At 63.0% G+C, this 16616-nt stretch carries 15 protein-coding genes; 11 read left to right on the top strand and 4 right to left on the bottom strand.

Features of this window, described 5'->3' with window-relative positions:
* Positions 1–3 precede the first annotated feature (3 nt).
* Complete coding sequence (locus tag CEJ45_RS03595; RefSeq protein WP_088753843.1) at positions 4–1782, bottom strand: methyl-accepting chemotaxis protein; 1779 nt, start codon at positions 1780–1782, stop codon at positions 4–6.
* Between the two features lie 365 nt (positions 1783–2147).
* On the opposite strand from CEJ45_RS03595, the gene dapC reads away from it, so the two are divergent.
* The 8 genes from dapC to CEJ45_RS03555 all read left to right on the top strand — a co-directional run bounded on the left by dapC (position 2148) and on the right by CEJ45_RS03555 (position 10497).
* Positions 2148–3359 (top strand): succinyldiaminopimelate transaminase, encoded by a 1212-nt coding sequence (dapC, locus tag CEJ45_RS03590; protein ID WP_088753842.1) that lies wholly within the window; start codon positions 2148–2150, stop codon positions 3357–3359.
* A gap of 58 nt (positions 3360–3417) precedes the next feature.
* Entirely contained in the window at positions 3418–4251 is an 834-nt protein-coding gene (gene dapD, locus CEJ45_RS03585) for a 2,3,4,5-tetrahydropyridine-2,6-dicarboxylate N-succinyltransferase (protein WP_006462557.1), read from the top strand.
* 106 nt (positions 4252–4357) lie between these two features.
* Positions 4358–4717: an ArsC family reductase gene (locus CEJ45_RS03580; protein WP_044531779.1), complete on the top strand. Its 360-nt coding sequence runs from the start codon at positions 4358–4360 to the stop codon at positions 4715–4717.
* A gap of 2 nt (positions 4718–4719) precedes the next feature.
* Positions 4720–5847: a succinyl-diaminopimelate desuccinylase gene (gene dapE / locus CEJ45_RS03575; RefSeq protein WP_088753841.1), complete on the top strand. Its 1128-nt coding sequence runs from the start codon at positions 4720–4722 to the stop codon at positions 5845–5847.
* 29 nt (positions 5848–5876) lie between these two features.
* Positions 5877–6767 (top strand): 50S ribosomal protein L3 N(5)-glutamine methyltransferase, encoded by an 891-nt coding sequence (gene prmB, locus CEJ45_RS03570; RefSeq protein ID WP_088753840.1) that lies wholly within the window; start codon positions 5877–5879, stop codon positions 6765–6767.
* A 51-nt stretch (positions 6768–6818) separates the two neighbouring features.
* Positions 6819–8801: an ATP-binding cassette domain-containing protein gene (locus CEJ45_RS03565; RefSeq protein ID WP_088753839.1), complete on the top strand. Its 1983-nt coding sequence runs from the start codon at positions 6819–6821 to the stop codon at positions 8799–8801.
* 137 nt (positions 8802–8938) lie between these two features.
* The gene (locus tag CEJ45_RS03560) at positions 8939–9742 is read left to right on the top strand and encodes a cystine ABC transporter substrate-binding protein (protein ID WP_034338781.1); all 804 of its coding nucleotides are present in this window, start codon (positions 8939–8941) and stop codon (positions 9740–9742) included.
* 95 nt (positions 9743–9837) lie between these two features.
* The gene (locus tag CEJ45_RS03555; protein WP_187697624.1) at positions 9838–10497 is read left to right on the top strand and encodes an amino acid ABC transporter permease; all 660 of its coding nucleotides are present in this window, start codon (positions 9838–9840) and stop codon (positions 10495–10497) included.
* Positions 10498–10608: 111 nt separating this feature from the next.
* On the opposite strand, the gene CEJ45_RS03550 is transcribed toward CEJ45_RS03555, so the two are convergent.
* Complete coding sequence (locus CEJ45_RS03550) at positions 10609–10890, bottom strand: hypothetical protein (protein WP_088753837.1); 282 nt, start codon at positions 10888–10890, stop codon at positions 10609–10611.
* Between the two features lie 188 nt (positions 10891–11078).
* Here CEJ45_RS03550 and ompR point away from each other — a divergent pair, with 188 nt between their 5' ends.
* Genes ompR through CEJ45_RS03535 form a run of 3 tightly spaced genes read left to right on the top strand, consistent with a single transcriptional unit; the run spans position 11079 to position 13801 of the window.
* Positions 11079–11840 carry an osmolarity response regulator transcription factor OmpR gene (gene ompR, locus CEJ45_RS03545; protein ID WP_088753836.1) on the top strand — a complete coding sequence of 254 codons (762 nt, stop codon included), beginning with the start codon at positions 11079–11081 and terminating at the stop codon, positions 11838–11840.
* Positions 11841–11877: 37 nt separating this feature from the next.
* Complete coding sequence (locus tag CEJ45_RS03540; protein ID WP_187697623.1) at positions 11878–13239, top strand: sensor histidine kinase; 1362 nt, start codon at positions 11878–11880, stop codon at positions 13237–13239.
* Positions 13240–13285: 46 nt separating this feature from the next.
* On the top strand, positions 13286–13801 hold the full coding sequence (locus CEJ45_RS03535) for a flagellar protein FlhE (protein ID WP_241517268.1): 516 nt from the start codon (positions 13286–13288) through the stop codon (positions 13799–13801).
* 30 nt (positions 13802–13831) lie between these two features.
* Here the strand turns inward: CEJ45_RS03535 and radA are convergent, their stop codons facing one another.
* Both radA and alr read right to left on the bottom strand, forming a co-directional pair.
* On the bottom strand, positions 13832–15217 hold the full coding sequence (radA, locus tag CEJ45_RS03530; protein ID WP_088753833.1) for a DNA repair protein RadA: 1386 nt from the start codon (positions 15215–15217) through the stop codon (positions 13832–13834).
* A gap of 88 nt (positions 15218–15305) precedes the next feature.
* On the bottom strand, positions 15306–16385 hold the full coding sequence (gene alr, locus CEJ45_RS03525) for an alanine racemase (RefSeq protein WP_088753832.1): 1080 nt from the start codon (positions 16383–16385) through the stop codon (positions 15306–15308).
* Between the last annotated feature and the right edge of the window lie 231 nt (positions 16386–16616).

Here is a 16616-nt window from a genome sequence, read left to right as displayed (position 1 = left end):
GAATCAGAAGGTTTCCCAATCCCCGTCATCGTTTGCGGGCGATGACCTGCCCGCAGAGGCCGGTTTGGCGGGGGCTGCGGGCTTGCCTGGTGGCGGAAGCGGCGCTGCTGCATTGACCAGGGGCTTGGCCGCCGGCTTGGGCAGCGGCTTGACCGGGCCCGGCGCCTTGGCGGCGACAGGCACCGCCTTGGGGGCAGCCACCGGTGCGGGGACGGGGGCGACTGCGGCTTCCTCGCCGTCGACGCGGAAAGTCGCCACTGCCGCCTTCAGGCGCCTTGCCTGCTCTTCCAGTGAACCGGCCGCCGCCGCTGCCTCTTCGACCAGGGCGGCGTTCTGCTGGGTGACCTGATCCATCTCGCCAATGGCCAGGTTGACCTGTTCGATACCACGACGCTGCTCTTCGGAGGCAGCCGAGATCTCGCTGACGATGTCGGTGAGGCGGTGCACCGCCGACACCACCTCGCCCATGGTCTCCCCGGCGCGGGCCACCTGGTCCGAGCCATCGCCCACGCGCTGCACCGAATCCTCGATCAAGGCCTTGATTTCCTTGGCCGCCTGGGCGCTGCGCTGGGCCAGCGAACGCACCTCGGAGGCCACCACCGCAAAGCCGCGGCCCTGCTCGCCGGCGCGGGCGGCTTCCACTGCCGCATTCAGGGCCAGGATATTGGTCTGGAAGGCAATGCCATCGATCACGCCAATGATGTCGGAGATCTTGCGCGAGCTTTCCGTGATGCCTTCCATCGTCTGCACCACCTGCCCCACCACTTCGCCGCCGCGCTTGGCGATTTCCGAAGCGTTGTTGGCCAGCTGGCCGGCCTGGCGGGCATTGTCGGCGTTCTGCTTGACGGTGGCAGTCAGGGTATCCATGTTGGAGGCTGTAGTGGCCAGCGAACCGGCCTGCTCTTCGGTGCGCGAAGACAGGTCCAGGTTGCCCGCTGCAATCTCGCGCGCGCCGATATCGATGGCATCGGTACCCTGGCGGATGCCCTTGATGACACCGCCCAGCCGCTCGCGCATGCTGGCCATCTCGAAGAGCAGGCTGCGGTTGTCACCGGGGCGGGTATCGACCCGCACCGTCAGGTCGCCGTTGGCAATGCGCGTGGCAATGGCCACCGCATAGGCCGGCTCACCACCGAGGCTGCCGGTGATGCGGCGGATGATGGCCAGCATCATCACCGAGACCAGCACGCCGACCGCGACCAGGATGCCGAGCAGCTTGACGAGGTCAGACCGGAACTGGGCCTGCACATCGGAGAGGAACACGCCCGTGACGATGAACCAGTCCCAGGTCTTGTTGTGCACCACGTAGCTCATCTTGGGGGTGCGGTTGCTGTCGTCGGTGCCGGGCAGGCGACCCATGTATTGCACGAAGCCATGCCCCTTTTCCTGGCCAACCTTCATCATCTCGACGTAATAGGCCTTGCCCTCGGAATCCTTGCGGTCGGCCACGTTCTTGCCGATCATCGCCTTGTTGGACGGCAGCATCAGCACCACCGGGCGGGAGTCGAAGATGAAGAGATAGTTGTCGCCGTCATAGCGCATGGCGGCGATGCGCTCCAGGGCGTTCTTCTGGGCCTCTTCCTTGGAGATCCTGCCGGCCGCGACATCGGCCACATAGCTGTTGACCACGCCATTGGCCGCTTCCACCACGCGGCGCAGGCCGTCCTTGCGTTCATCCATCATGTTTTCACGGGCGCTGAAGGCGGACCAGGCGGCCAGCGCCAGCAAACCGATCCACATCACGACCAGCGCAGACAATAGCTGCGCCCTGAGGCTTTTCATTCTTGTTCTCCGGGAATGGGTGGGCCGCCTTGTGAACGGTCCCGTTTTGGCGAGCGCCCACAATACTCCCTGACTCTCCCTGACAATCCGCTGAATACACCGCGTAAGAGTCCCTGATTTTCCGGATTGCACCTTTTCTTTGCCAGGCTGCAAGAAGGTGAACACGCGCCCGGCCAGGATTGCCGCAGCCGTTTTCTTGTCAGCCAGGCATGTCATGGACTCAACATCAGGCCGACCCGGAGCGCGGCAATGCCATCAAATGACGGTATAATCGCAAGCTTTCCCAGCCCTTTGCCGTGGCCGCCCGATCTCGCTGACGCCCTCGCGAGACGCTGGCCCGGAAAGCTTTACTCCAGTCCAGCGACGTGAATCCCCTACTCGACAAACTGCAGCCCTATCCCTTCGAAAAGCTCAAGAAGCTCTTCGCCGGCATCACGCCCGACCCGGCCTATCGCCCGATCAGCCTGGGCATCGGCGAGCCCAAGCACCCGACGCCCGCATTCATCCAGCAGGCACTGACGGACAACCTGTCCGGCCTGGCCTCGTATCCGGCCACCCTGGGCAGCGACGCCCTGCGCGGCGCAATCGCCGACTGGCTGCAAAAGCGTTACGACATCCCGCGCCCGGACCCGGCCACCGAGATCCTGCCGGTGATCGGCTCGCGCGAGGCGCTGTTCTCGCTGACCCAGACCGTGGTCGACCCGACCCGACCGGGCGCGCTGGTGATGTGTCCCAACCCGTTCTACCAGATCTACGAAGGCTCGGCCTACCTGGCCGGTGCCGAACCCTACTTCGTCAATTCGGACCCGGCCCGCAACTTCGCGCCGGACTTCAGCCAGGTGCCGCAAGACGTGTGGGAGCGCGTGCAGCTGCTGTTCGTCTGCTCGCCCGGCAACCCTACCGGTGCCGTGCTGACGCTGGAGGACTGGAAGGAACTGTTCGCCCTGTCGGACCGCTATGGCTTCGTGATCGCCTCCGACGAGTGCTATTCCGAGATCTATTTCAAGCAGGATCCGCCGCTGGGCGGCATGCAGGCTGCACGCCTGCTGGGCCGCGACTATCGCAACCTCGTGTCCTTCTCCAGCCTGTCCAAGCGCTCCAACGTGCCGGGCATGCGCTCGGGCTTCGTGGCCGGCGATGCATCGATCCTCAAGAAATTCCTGCTCTACCGCACCTACCATGGCGCGGCCATGAGCCCGGTGATCCAGGCCGCCTCCGTGCTGGCCTGGCAGGACGAAACCCACGTCCAGGACAACATCGCCAAGTACGTCACCAAGTTCTCGCAGGTCACACCGCTGCTGCAGGAAGTGATGGAGGTCGCTTTGCCCGATGCGGCGTTCTACCTGTGGGCCAAGGTCGACAAGCTGGTCAATATCAGCGACACCGAATTCGCCCAACGCCTGTACGCCGAATATAATGTCACGGTACTGCCCGGCAGCTACCTGGCGCGCGAGGCGCATGGCGTCAATCCGGGTGCTGGCCGCATCCGCATGGCGCTGGTGGCCGAAGTCGAAGAATGCCTGGAGGCGGCGCAACGCATCGTCGCCTTCACCAAGAAACTGGCCAGCCAGGCATAAGCCTGGTCAAGCAAGCCAGATTCGCTCCCCTTTCACCCAACCGTTCATAGATATCAACATGACACAGTCCATTCAGCAAATCATCGATCAGGCGTGGGAAGACCGCGCCAGCCTGTCCCCCAAGAGCGCTCCGGCCGACATCCGCAATGCGGTGGCCGAAGTGATCGCAGGCCTGAACGATGGCACCCTGCGCGTCGCCAACCGTCAAGGCGTCGGCCAGTGGGAAGTCAACCAATGGGTGAAGAAAGCCATCCTGCTGTCCTTCCGCCTGGAAGACAACGTGCCGATGTCGGCTGGTACCGGCTACCCGCAGTTCTACGACAAGGTCCCCACCAAGTTCGCCAACTACACCGCTGAAGATTTCGCCAAGGGTGGCTTCCGCGTGGTGCCGCCTGCCGTGGCCCGCCATGGTTCCTTCATCGGCCGCAACGTGGTGCTGATGCCCTCCTACGTCAACATCGGCGCCTATGTCGATGAAGGCACGATGGTCGATACCTGGGCCACCGTCGGTTCGGCTGCCCAGATCGGCAAGAATGTTCACTTATCCGGCGGTGTCGGCATCGGCGGCGTGCTGGAGCCGGTGCAGGCTGGCCCCGTCATCATCGAAGACAACTGCTTCATCGGTGCCCGTTCTGAAGTGGTCGAAGGCGTCATCATCGAAGAAAACTCGGTGCTGTCCATGGGCGTCTACATCGGCCAATCGACCAAGATCTATGACCGCGAAACCGGCGAAGTGCACTACGGCCGCGTGCCGGCGGGCTCGGTGGTGGTGCCGGGCAACCTGCCCTCCAAGGATGGCAAGTACAGCCTGTATGCCGCCATCATCGTCAAGAAGGTCGATGCCCAGACCCGCTCCAAGACTTCCATCAACGAACTGCTGCGCGGCGAATAATTTCGCACCGGCGGCTTGCCTGAAGTCCTGAAGCACCCATGCGCCGCGCCGGTCGTCCTGTCCGGCGCGGCGTCGTATTCTAGCGGCCTGTTTTGTAAGAATGAGCATGAGCGACAAGATCACCCTTTTTGGCATCCCCAACTGCGACACCGTCAAGAAAGCCCGCGTGTGGCTCGATGAGCAAGGGATCGCCTTTGACTTCCACGATTTCAAGAAGGCCGGCCTCACCGCCGAACAGGCACAAGCCTGGCTCAAGGACGTGGAGCGCGATGTGCTGGTCAACCGCAAGGGGACCACGTGGCGCGCCCTGCCGGACGAACGCAAGGCCGCCATCACCGATGACGCCGCTGCCGTGGCCCTGATGGTGGAAAACCCCTCGGTGGTGAAGCGCCCGGTGCTCTTCGATGGCAAGCAGTATCACGTCGGCTTCAAGGCCGATCAGTATCAACACATTTTCGAGAAATGATCATGAGCAAGACGCTGGCCCTGACCCAGGAATTGATGTCCCTTTCTTCCGTCACCCCCGAAGACAAAGGCTGCCAGGCCAGGCTGGCGGAATTGCTCACACCGCTGGGCTTCGTCTGCGAGACCATCCAGTCGGGCGATGTCACCAACCTGTGGGCGCGCAAGGGCACGGCACAGCCGCTGGTGGTCTTCGCCGGCCACACCGACGTGGTGCCCACCGGCCCGCTGGAGAAGTGGCAGTCGCATCCCTTCCAGCCGACCCTGCGCGATGGCCGCCTGTATGGCCGTGGCGCCTCCGACATGAAGACTTCGATTGCCGCCATGGTGGTGGCTTGCGAAGAGTTCACGGCGGCCCACCCCGATCACAAGGGCTCGATCGGCTTCCTTATCACCAGCGATGAAGAAGGCCCGGCCATCGACGGCACCGTGGTAGTCTGCAATGCCCTGAAGGCACGTGGCGAGCAGCTGGATTACTGCATCGTGGGCGAACCGACCTCGGCCAAGACCTTGGGCGACATGATCAAGAACGGCCGCCGCGGCACCATGTCGGGCAAGCTGACCGTCAAGGGCATCCAGGGCCATATCGCTTACCCGCAGCTGGCGCGCAACCCCATCCACCAGGCCGCACCGGCGCTGGCCGAACTGGTGGCCGAGCAGTGGGATGCGGGCAATGAATACTACCTGCCGACTTCCTGGCAGATCTCGAACATCCACGGCGGCACCGGTGCCTCCAACGTGATCCCCGGCGAAGTGGTGATCGACTTCAACTTCCGTTTCTCCACCGCCAGCACCGTGGAAGGTTTGCAGCAGCGCGTGCATGCCATCCTCGACAAGCACGGCCTGGAATATGACCTGAAGTGGACCGTCGGTGGCCTGCCCTTCCTGACCCCGCGCGGCGACCTGTCGGATGCGCTGTCCAAGGCGATCAAGGACGAGACCGGCCTGGATACTGAACTGTCGACCACCGGAGGCACGTCGGATGGCCGCTTCATCGCCCAGATCTGCCCGCAGGTGATCGAGTTCGGTCCGCCCAATGACAGCATCCACAAGATCGATGAGCACATCGAAGTGCGCTATATCGATCCGCTCAAGAATATCTACCGCAAGACGCTGGAAAACCTGCTCACCTGAGCGGGCAGCCTTGCATTGAAGGGAACACCATGACCCCCAACAATTTCTCCACCGTGCGCGACCTGCTGCGCTACGCCGTGACCCGCTTCAACACCGAGCAGCTGTTCTTCGGCCACGGCAGCAGCAATGCGCTGGATGAAGCGGCCTACCTGATCCTGCATACCCTGAAGCTGCCGCTGGACCAGCTCGACCCCTTCCTCGATGCGCGTCTGCTGCCCGAGGAAATCGCCTCCGTCATGCGCGTGATCGAACGCCGCAGCAAGGACCGCGTCCCGGCTGCTTACATCACCAATGAAGCTTGGCTGGGCGCCTATCGCTTCTACGTGGATGAACGCGTGATCGTGCCGCGTTCCTTCATCGCCGAACTGATTCCGCAGCATTTCTCGCCCTGGATCCAGGATCCGGAAGCCATCGTCAACGCGCTGGACCTGTGTACCGGTTCCGGCTGCCTGCCGATCCTGCTGGCCGATGCCTTCCCGAACGCGCAGATCGATGCGGTCGACATCTCCGCCGATGCGCTGGCCGTGGCCCGCAAGAACGTGGACGACTACCAGCTGCAGGAACGCATCAACCTGGTCGAGTCCGACCTGTACACGCAACTGCCGCTGCGCAAGTACGATCTGATCATCAGCAATCCGCCCTATGTGAATTCCGGCTCCATGAGCAAGCTGCCCCAGGAATACCTGCGCGAACCGCAACTGGCCCTGGCCGGTGGCGAGGACGGCATGGACCTGGTACGCAAGATCGTGGCCGGTGCTGCCGAGCGCTTGACGCCCGAGGGTGTACTGGTCGTCGAGATCGGCAATGAACGCGCCTTCGCCGAAGCCGCCTTCCCGGAACTGGAACTGACCTGGCTGACCACCAGCGCCGGCGACGACATGGTGTTCCTGGTCACGGCCGAACAACTGCAACTGGCCTGAACCTGAGCGTCAGCATCCGCGTTAGCGCGCTCCAACGATTGTGAATCACCGATGATCCGTTTCCAGCAAGTTTCCCTCCAGCGCGGCGTCAAGCCGCTGCTGGAAAATGTCGACCTGACGCTCAATCCGGGCGACAAGATCGGCCTGATCGGCGCCAATGGCGCCGGCAAGTCCAGCCTGTTCGCGATGCTGCGTGGCGAGCTGCATGCCGACCAGGGCAATGTCGATTTCCCGGCACGCTGGCGCATGGCCTACGTGGCGCAGGAAACCCCGGCGCTGGATCGTCCGGCCATCGAATATGCCATCGACGGCGATGCCCACCTGCGCCAGCTGGAAGCCGACCTGGCCCGCGCCGAGGCACAACCGGACGACAAGCACGACGGCAACCACATCGCCGAGCTGCATACCGCCCTGGCCGATGCCGATGCCTACACCGTGCGCTCGCGCGCCGAGCAGTTGCTGCTGGGCCTGGGGTTTTCGCTGGAACAGATGGAACGGCCGGTGGCCAGCTTCTCCGGTGGCTGGCGCATGCGCCTGAACCTGGCACAGGCACTGATGTGCCCGTCCGACCTGCTGCTGCTGGATGAACCGACCAACCACCTGGACCTGGATGCCATCATCTGGCTGGAAGACTGGTTGAAGCGCTACGAAGGCACCCTGCTCATCATTTCCCACGACCGCGATTTCCTGGATGGCGTGGTGAACGTGATCGTTCATATCGACGATCGCAAATTGAAGCGATATTCCGGCAACTACAGCAGCTTCGAGCGCCAGCGCTCGGCCCAGTTGGAGCTGATGGCGGGCATGATCGAGAAGCAGCAGCGCCAGCGCGCGCACCTGCAATCCTTCATCGACCGCTTCAAGGCCAAGGCGACCAAGGCCAGGCAGGCGCAGAGCCGCATGAAAGCCCTGTCCAAGATGGAAGAGCTGGCGCCGCTGCGGGCGGCCGCCGAATTTTCCTTCGAATTCCGTGAGCCCTTGTCGGCACCCAATCCGCTGCTGGTGATGGAAAAGGTCAACGCCGGCTATCACATCGAAGGCAAGAACGGTGCGCCGGACCAGGACAAGATCATCGTCCATGGCATCGATTTCTCGCTGCAGAACGGCCAGCGCATTGGTCTCTTGGGCGTCAACGGGGCGGGCAAGTCCACGCTCATCAAGACCGTGGCCGGCGAGATCGATCCCCTGTCCGGCACGGCCCGCCTGGGCAAGGGGCTGGTGATCGGCTACTTCGCCCAGCATCAGGTGGAAATGCTGCGCCATGACGAATCGCCCCTGTGGCATCTCACGCGGCTGGCCCCGGATGTGCGCGAGCAGGAATTGCGCAACTTCCTGGGCAGCTTCAACTTCAACGGCACCATGGCAACCTCCTCCATCGCTCCCTTCTCGGGCGGTGAAAAGGCACGCCTGGCGCTGGCCCTGATCGTCTGGCAGCGCCCCAACCTGCTGCTGCTGGATGAACCGACCAACCACCTGGATCTGGAAACCCGTGAAGCGCTGACGATGGCGCTGGCACAGTTTGAAGGCACGCTGGTCCTGGTCTCGCACGATCGCCACCTGCTGCGCGCGACGACCGACCAGTTCCTGATCGTGGCCGAGGGCAAGCTGCAACCCTTTGATGGCGACCTGGACGACTACAAGGACTGGCTCTTCAAGACCAAGCTGGCCGCCCGCAACGATGCGGCCGCTGCCGCGCCTTTGCCCGCGGCCAGCCAGCCGGTGGCTGAGGCCCCGGCAGCGCTGGTGGACCGCAAGGAACAGAAGCGCCTGGAGGCTGAGCAGCGCCAGAAGATGTCGGCCCTGAAGAAGCCCATTGAAGCCCGCATCAAGCGCCTCGATGAGCAGATCGCCAAGCTCAATGCACGCAAGGGCGACATCGACGCGCGCCTGGCCAGCCCCGACATTTACGACGCCGCCAACAAGGAAGAACTGAAGACCCTCATCACCGACCAAGCCTATTGCAGCAAGGAACTGGAGCAGCTCGAAAATGAATGGCTGGAGCAGCAGGAGGCGCTGGAGCAATTGCAGGCCTGAGGCGACCGGGAACCGCGTCGGGCATAAGCTTTCTACATCAAAGTCTTAAGCCAGCCCTTGCAGTTCGGCAAAACGAGGGCATCATTGCCGCCTGGCTGCAGTTTTTGTGGCGAAAGTTTTTATAAGGACATCAAATTATGAAGAAGAATATCAAGCAATGGCTGCTGGCCGGTGTCGGCGCGACCCTGCTGGCGTCCAGCCTGAGCGTGTCGGCGGCCGACCTGCTGGAATCGGTCAAGAGCAGCGGCACCCTGAAGGTGGCCCTGGAGGGCAACTATCCCCCGTTCAACTTCAAGGATGCCAAGACGGGCGAACTGACCGGCTTCGAAGTCGACGTAGCCAAGCTGCTGGCAGCCAAGCTGGGCGTCAAGCCGGTGTTCACCACGACCGAGTGGAGCGGCATCCTGGCCGGCCTGGGCGCCGGCAAGTATGACGTCATCATCAACCAGGTCGGCATCACCGACGAGCGCCAGAAAGCTTTTGATTTCTCCGAGCCGTACACCCTCTCCAGCGCCCAGCTGATCGTGCGCAAGGACGAAAAGCGCGAGTTCAAGAGCCTGGACGACCTGAAGGGCAAGAAGCTGGGCCTGGGCCAGGGCACCAACTTCGAACAGAAGGCCAAGGCCGTGGCGGGCATCGACGTGCGTACCTATCCGGGTTCGCCCGAGTACCTGGCTGACCTGGCCGCCGGCCGTATCGATGCGGCCCTCAACGACAGCCTGCTGGTCGGCTATATCCTGAAGTCGACCAACCTGCCGCTGAAGGCCGGTAGCCCCATCGGCACCGTCGACAAGATCGGCATCCCCTTCCGCAAGGGCAACCCGGAGTTCAAGGCCGCGCTGAACAAGGCCTTGGCCGACATCAAGGCCGACGGCAGCTTCAAGGCCGCCTCCGAAAAGTGGTTCGGCATTGACGTGAGCCAGCCGCCGAAAGCACAATAAGGCGCGCCCCAGCCCGCGCTGCACCCCGCCCGGGACGATCCGGGCGGACCGACTTATCCCCGCATCGCGGGGATAATTTTTTTATTCGAATGCTTATGGAAATCCTCGAACTGCTGCAGCAAGCCGCCCCGACCCTGGCCAAGGGCGTGGGCTACACCCTGCTCTTTGCGCTGGCCTCAATGGTCGGCGGACTGTTGCTGGGCTTCGTGCTGGCGGTGGCGCGCATCGTTCCTTGGCGACCTATCCACTGGCCGGCCGCGGTCTATGTCAGCATGATGCGTGGCACGCCCCTGCTGGTGCAGATCTTTGTGGTGTATTACGGCTTGCCGGGGATCGGCATCGAGTTCTCGCCGCTGACGGCAGGCGTCCTGACCTTGAGTCTCAACGCCGGGGCTTACCTCTCGGAAAGCCTGCGCGGTGCCATCCTGGGCGTGACGCACGGACAGTGGAATGCTTCATACAGCGTCGGGCTGACCTACTTCCAGACCCTGCGCTACATCATCGTGCCGCAGGCGGTGCGCATCGCGGTGCCGTCGATGAGCAATACGCTCATCAGCCTCATCAAGGATACCTCGCTGGTGTCGGTCATCAACGTGACCGAACTGATGCTGGCCACCAAGGAAGTCATCGCCGTGACCTTCCGTCCGCTGCCGCTCTACCTGGCTGCTGCAGCCATTTACTGGATGTTGAGCCTGTGCTTCGAGGCCCTGCAGCACCGGCTGGAGAAACGGCTGGGCAAGGCACATCAGCACTGACTGCTGCCTCATCGCCAGTCCTTGCCAAAGAAAAAGCCCGAATGCGTTGCACTCGGGCTTTTTCCTTAGCTTTTTGTTCACTTGAGCGGGAATCTTTCCCTCACTGCGAACTCAACGTTTGACGCGATAGATATCCTGGCCGACTTCGTTGATCTGGCGACGCAATTCGCGGCGCTCATCAGCACTGAGCTTGCCGTTGCGGCGCTGCTCCTGGTCGCTGGCGATCTGGTTGCGATGATCCTGCGGGTTGAAATCACCGGCATGCTGCCTGAAGTCGCCCGGCTGCCCAGGCATCGGCCGGCCGCCCTGCGGGGGGCCAGCCAGCGCGGCCGCTCCCACACCGAGCGCCAGCATCGCTGCCAGACATAGCTTGTTGACGACTGCAATCTTCATAATGCGATTTTTCCGGAGACAGAGAATCAGGGAAGAGAAAGCGGTGACAACGTTGCTTTCCCGACGTGATTCCAGTTTAGGCCGCAGGCCGCGATGGTATAAGATGATTAAGGTAAGGTATGTAACAGTTTGTAATGGATCAACAGCCCCGACTTGCTCAAAATCGCCAAGACGCTACCATAGGCACCATGAATACGACCCACGGCAACAATACTAATACGACAACATCCGCCAATCAATTCAAAGTGTTGGTGGTGGATGATGACATCCGCTTGCGCGACCTGCTGCGCCGCTACCTGACCGAGCAAGGTTTCAACGTGGTCACGGCCGAAAACGCCCAGGCCATGAACAAGCTCTGGATCCGCGAGCGCTACGACCTGCTGGTATTGGACCTGATGCTGCCCGGCGAAGACGGCCTGGCCATCTGCCGCCGCCTGCGCGGTGCCGGCGACCAGACACCCATCATCATGCTCACCGCCAAGGGCGAGGACGTGGACCGCATCATCGGCCTGGAAATGGGCGCCGATGACTATCTCCCCAAGCCCTTCAACCCGCGTGAACTGGTGGCCCGCATCAACGCGGTGCTGCGCCGCAAGGGTCCGGATGAACTGCCGGGCGCGCCTTCGGAAACCCCGGAGACCTTTGAATTCGGCGATTTCATCCTTGACCTGGGCACCCGTACCCTGAAGAAGAACGGCGAAACCATTTCCCTGACCACGGGCGAATTTTCTGTATTGAAGGTATTTGCACGCAACGCCCGCCAACCGCTGTCGCGTGAAAAGCTGATGGAAATGGCTCGCGGCCGCGAATATGAAGTCTTCGACCGCAGCCTGGATGTGCAGATTTCGCGCCTGCGCAAGCTGATCGAACCTGATCCGGCCAACCCGCTGTACATCCAGACCGTGTGGGGCCTGGGCTATGTCTTCATCCCGGAAGGGAAACCGCGCTGATCTCCCGCTTCACCCCTGACCTGCAGGCCGTTTGCCGATGAAAACCCGCCCTCAATCCGGATGGTTCAGCAACGGCCTGTTCTGGCGCACCTTCTTCCTACTGACCTTCCTGATCACCGCCAGCATGGTGGCCTGGGTGGCCAGCTTTCGCATGGTCGAACGCGGACCGCGTGCGGAGCAGCTGGCCGCCCAGATCGTCTCGGTGGTCACCATTACCCGCGCTGCGCTGACGCACTCGGCCCCTGAGATGCGCCGGGAGCTGCTGTTCGACCTGGCCAGCAATGAAGGCATCCGCATCTACCCGCTGGAAAAGAGCGACCGCATCGTACCGCCTGAGGATTCGCCCATCGTCCCGGAATTGGAGTACTACGTGCGCCAGTCGCTGGATGAGAACACCATCTTTGCCTCCAGCGTGAATGAGGTGGAAGGCTTCTGGATCAGTTTCAACATCGACGACGACCAATACTGGCTGATGCTGGACCGGGGAAGACTGGACCGCACCTCCGGCCTGCAATGGCTGGGCTGGGGTTCGATTGCGCTGTTCCTGTCGCTGATCGGCGCGGTCTTCATCTCCACCCTCATCAACCAGCCCCTGGCCCGCCTGACAGCGGCGGCCCGCGCCATCGCCAAGGGACGGCAGCCCGAACCGCTGCCTGAATCCGGCCCGACCGAGATCGAGGAAGCCAACCGCAGCTTCAACCAGATGGTGGCCGACCTCAATCGCATCGAATCGGACCGCGCCCTGATCCTGGCCGGCATCTCGCACGACCTGCGCACCCCCCTGGCGCGCATGCAGCTGGAAGTGGAGATGGCCAACCTGTCCGATGAATCGCGTGATGGCATGCATTCGGACCTGGCGCAGATGGACAGCATCATCGGCCAGTTCCTCGACTATGCAAAACCCTTCGATGCCAACAGCCTGGAAAGCATCGACCTGGCAGGCGTACTGGAAGACGTGGCGGCCAAATCTGGCCGTCTGTCGGACGTCAAGCTCACTACCGAAATTACGCCCGCCACCGAGGTCGCAGGCAATGGCACCGAGCTGGCGCGCGTCTTCAGCAACCTGATCGAGAACGCACGCCGCTACGGCAAGACGCCCGGCACCGATTGCGCAGAAATCCACGTACGCAGCCGTATCGAGGGCCATCAGGTGGTGGTGGACGTCTTTGACCATGGCCCGGGCGTGCCCGAGAGCGAATGCGAACGCCTGCTGCGCCCCTTCACCCGTCTGGATACGGCCCGCGGGCAAGCCAACGGCTCCGGCCTGGGCCTGGCCATCGTCAACCGCATCGTACTCAAGCACAATGGCAAGCTGCTGCTGAAGGGCCATGAAGAAACCCACGGCGGGCTGCTGGTACAGATCTCCCTGCCCTTGAAGGGCCATCGCCGCCATGCCTGAGCAGGCATCCCGCTGGCGCCTGCTGCCCTGGCTCCTGTGCGCCTCTATGCCCGCTTTGGCGTGGGCGCAGACCCACGCGGACCGCAACCTGAGCATCCCCGCAGCAGGAAGCGACGGCAGCAAGCGTCCCATCGTGATCGTTTCGCCTGTCATTCCCAATAGCCCCTCGCCGCTCAGCATCGCGCCGCCACAAGGCGGCCCGACGGGCGCCTATGCCTCCGACGAGCCCGGCCCGGACATCCGTGCCCGCAATGCCGACTACATCACGCAATTCAAGGTGGTGGGACAGATACCGGCCGGCGCGATCATCCGCAGGGTCAGCTGGCGCTATACGCTGGCCAGCAAGCCGCCTGGCTTCGAGGCCAGGCTATGCTGGAAAGATGCGGGGGTATGCTGGGACGTGAGCCAGGCCAATGCCGGCAGTACCGAATTCTTCAATGGCCGCGATGCAGGCCAGCCTTTCCAGCTGCACTACAGCGTGCGTGGTACGGCCCGCACAGGCGAGCCGCCCATCAAGGGCGAGGTCAACCAGGTCATCGTCACCTTCGACACGCCCGGCTGATCCGGTGCCAGCACAGGCTCAGCTTGGGGTTCAGGCCGCGTAGTCGTCGATCTCGCGCGCCTTCTGCAAGGCGTCGTCGATACGTTCCACCGCAATCACCTTCAAGCCCTCGATGGCCTGCTTGGGCGCATTCGCTTTGGGAATCACGGCAATGGAGAAGCCCAGCTTGGCGGCCTCGCGCAAGCGCTCCTGGCCGCGCGGTGCCGGACGGATCTCGCCGGCCAGCCCGACTTCCCCGAAGACCACCAGCCCACGCGGCAGGGGTTTGTTGCGCATCGAAGAATTGATCGCCAGCAGCACCGCCAGGTCGGCGGCGGGTTCAGTAATCTTCACTCCGCCGACTGCATTGATGAAGACATCCTGATCGAAAGCGGCTACGCCCGCATGACGGTGCAGTACCGCCAGCAGCATGGCCAAGCGATTCTGCTCCAGGCCCACCGACAGGCGGCGCGCGTTGGGAACGTGCGAGCTGTCCACCAGCGCCTGGATTTCCACCAGCAGCGGACGCGTGCCCTCCTGGGTCACCATGACACAGGAGCCGGGCACCTGGTTTTCGTGCTGGGAAAGGAACAGGGCCGAAGGATTGGAGACCCCTTTGAGGCCCTTCTCGGTCATCGCAAACACGCCCAGTTCGTTCACTGCCCCGAAGCGGTTCTTGAAGGCACGCACCAGGCGGAAGCTGGAATGGGTGTCGCCCTCGAAGTACAGCACGGTATCGACGATGTGTTCCAGCACGCGTGGCCCGGCCAGCGCGCCTTCCTTGGTCACGTGGCCGACCATGATGATGGTGATGCCGGAGGTCTTGGCGACCCGCGTCAATTGCGCCGCGCATTCGCGCACCTGCGCCACCGAGCCGGGAGCCGAAGTCAGGGCATCCGAGTAGACGGTCTGGATCGAGTCGATCACGGCCACTTCAGGTTTGTGCTCGGCCAGGGTGGCCAGGATCTTTTCCAGCTGGATCTCGGCCTGCAGTTGCAGTTCACGGGCATCCACCGCCAGGCGCTTGGCGCGCAAGGCGATCTGCGAGCCGGACTCTTCCCCGCTCACATAGAGCACCTTCTTCAGTTTGGAGATATTGGCCAGCGCCTGCAGCAGCAGCGTGGACTTGCCGATGCCAGGGTCGCCCCCGATCAGCGCCACGCCGCCCGGCACCAAGCCACCGCCCAGCACGCGGTCGAATTCCTCGATGCCGGTGCCAAAGCGCGGCACGTCGATCGCTTCGATATCAGCCAGGCTCAACACCGGTGCGGTCTGCGCCAGGCTTTGCGGGGTCGACGAATAGCGATTGCCGCCACCCGTCTCCACCAGCGTCTCGACCAGGGTATTCCACTGGCCGCAGGCCGGACACTGGCCGGCCCATTTGTTGCTGACCCCGCCGCATTCGGTGCAGGTGTAATTGGTCTTGACCTTCGCCATCGTCGCCTTGCCGCTCTCTGCTCTACTCTACCTGGGTATGCCTGCTGACACTTCCCGGAAATCTGCCGGGAAGTTCATCTTTTTTTGTTCAGTCCACTTCACGCACCGCCACCCGTGGGGCCAGCGCGCACATCAATTCATATCCGATCGTACCCGCCGCAAAGGCGACCTCATCGATGGGCAGCTGCTGGCCCCACAGCTCGACGCGGCTGCCCACACCGGCGCCGGCAAGCTCGGTCAGGTCCACGCACAGCATGTCCATCGATACCCGCCCCACGGTACCGGTCTTGACGCCGTCCACCAGCACGGGCGTGCCGGTGGGTGCATGGCGCGGATAACCGTCGGCATAGCCGCAGGCGACCACCCCGACACGCATCGGCTTGTCGGCCACGAAGCGGCTGCCGTAGCCGATGGCTTCACCCGGGACGATGTCCTGCACGCCGATGATCCGGCTTTCCAGCGTCATCGCCGCGCGCAGGCCGAAATCGGCGGCACTGCCACCGCCCGGGGTGCCGCCGTACAGCATGATGCCGGGACGCACCCAGTCATGGGCCAGCTCGCCATGCATCAGGTCGGCAGCGGAATTGCAAAGACTGCGGGGACCGGGCAGGCCTTCGGTGCCGGCCTGGAAGCGGCGCACCTGCTCGGACAGCGGCAAGGACGGGTTGAGCGCATCGTCGGCATTGGCGAAGTGGGTCATCATGGTGATGCTGCGTACGCTGGCGATCTTGCTCACGCGCGCATGGGCAGCGTGAAAGGCCTCGGGCTTGAAACCCAGGCGGTTCATGCCGCTGTTCATTTTCAAGTGCACATGAAAGCCGGCATCGGTGACGAATCGTTCCAGCATCACTATCTGTTCATCGCAATGCACGGCGAACTGGATGTCATGGCGGGCCAGCACCGGCAGGTCATCGGCATCAAAGAAACCCTCCAGCAGCAGGATGGGCTTGGTCCACCCCAGCTCGCGCAGGCGTACCGCGTAATCCGGCTCGACCAGCGCCAGCCCGTCGGCGGCGGCAAAGCCGCGCATGGCACGTTCCAGCCCGTGGCCATAGCCGTTGGCCTTGAGCACGCCCCAGACGCGGGCGTTGGGCGCATGGGCGCGGGCGACGGCAAGATTGTGTTGAAGTGCGGAAATGCTGATGGAAGCGACGATCGGTCTTGGCATGATATGCAGTGGCGGTAACGAGGGCAGATGGCTCACGGGGGCGTTCGCGGGCAGGCGAACGGCCGATCTCGGCTGGCAATGCGCACGGCGAGCGGCAAGGCCGCCATGGACCTGCCTGTCGCGGTTCGCCCGGAAGTTTTGTCCAGCGGGGAACAAGCAAGCATTTTACCGGACGAACATCTTTATGGTTTGACTTATGACGGCGCGTGCATGGTTTCATGGTATAAAGCT

The sequence above is a fragment of the Herbaspirillum aquaticum genome (genome assembly GCF_002213425.1).
GTDB lineage: Bacteria > Pseudomonadota > Gammaproteobacteria > Burkholderiales > Burkholderiaceae_D > Herbaspirillum > Herbaspirillum aquaticum.
The sequence above is the reverse complement of the archived record's forward strand: the minus strand, read 5'-3'. Positions and strand labels throughout refer to the sequence as shown.

Excerpts from the sequence above, each read along its gene's own strand:
- CEJ45_RS03595 (WP_088753843.1), bottom strand. The coding sequence starts at position 1,782 with ATGAAAAGCCTCAGGGCGCAGCTATTGTCTGCGCTGGTCGTGATGTGG.
- dapD (WP_006462557.1), top strand. The coding sequence starts at position 3,418 with ATGACACAGTCCATTCAGCAAATCATCGATCAGGCGTGGGAAGACCGC.
- CEJ45_RS03580 (WP_044531779.1), top strand. The coding sequence starts at position 4,358 with ATGAGCGACAAGATCACCCTTTTTGGCATCCCCAACTGCGACACCGTC.
- dapE (WP_088753841.1), top strand. The coding sequence starts at position 4,720 with ATGAGCAAGACGCTGGCCCTGACCCAGGAATTGATGTCCCTTTCTTCC.
- prmB (WP_088753840.1), top strand. The coding sequence starts at position 5,877 with ATGACCCCCAACAATTTCTCCACCGTGCGCGACCTGCTGCGCTACGCC.
- CEJ45_RS03565 (WP_088753839.1), top strand. The coding sequence starts at position 6,819 with ATGATCCGTTTCCAGCAAGTTTCCCTCCAGCGCGGCGTCAAGCCGCTG.
- CEJ45_RS03560 (WP_034338781.1), top strand. The coding sequence starts at position 8,939 with ATGAAGAAGAATATCAAGCAATGGCTGCTGGCCGGTGTCGGCGCGACC.
- CEJ45_RS03555 (WP_187697624.1), top strand. The coding sequence starts at position 9,838 with ATGGAAATCCTCGAACTGCTGCAGCAAGCCGCCCCGACCCTGGCCAAG.
- CEJ45_RS03550 (WP_088753837.1), bottom strand. The coding sequence starts at position 10,890 with ATGAAGATTGCAGTCGTCAACAAGCTATGTCTGGCAGCGATGCTGGCG.
- ompR (WP_088753836.1), top strand. The coding sequence starts at position 11,079 with ATGAATACGACCCACGGCAACAATACTAATACGACAACATCCGCCAAT.
- CEJ45_RS03540 (WP_187697623.1), top strand. The coding sequence starts at position 11,878 with ATGAAAACCCGCCCTCAATCCGGATGGTTCAGCAACGGCCTGTTCTGG.
- CEJ45_RS03535 (WP_241517268.1), top strand. The coding sequence starts at position 13,286 with ATGCCCGCTTTGGCGTGGGCGCAGACCCACGCGGACCGCAACCTGAGC.
- radA (WP_088753833.1), bottom strand. The coding sequence starts at position 15,217 with ATGGCGAAGGTCAAGACCAATTACACCTGCACCGAATGCGGCGGGGTC.
- alr (WP_088753832.1), bottom strand. The coding sequence starts at position 16,385 with ATGCCAAGACCGATCGTCGCTTCCATCAGCATTTCCGCACTTCAACAC.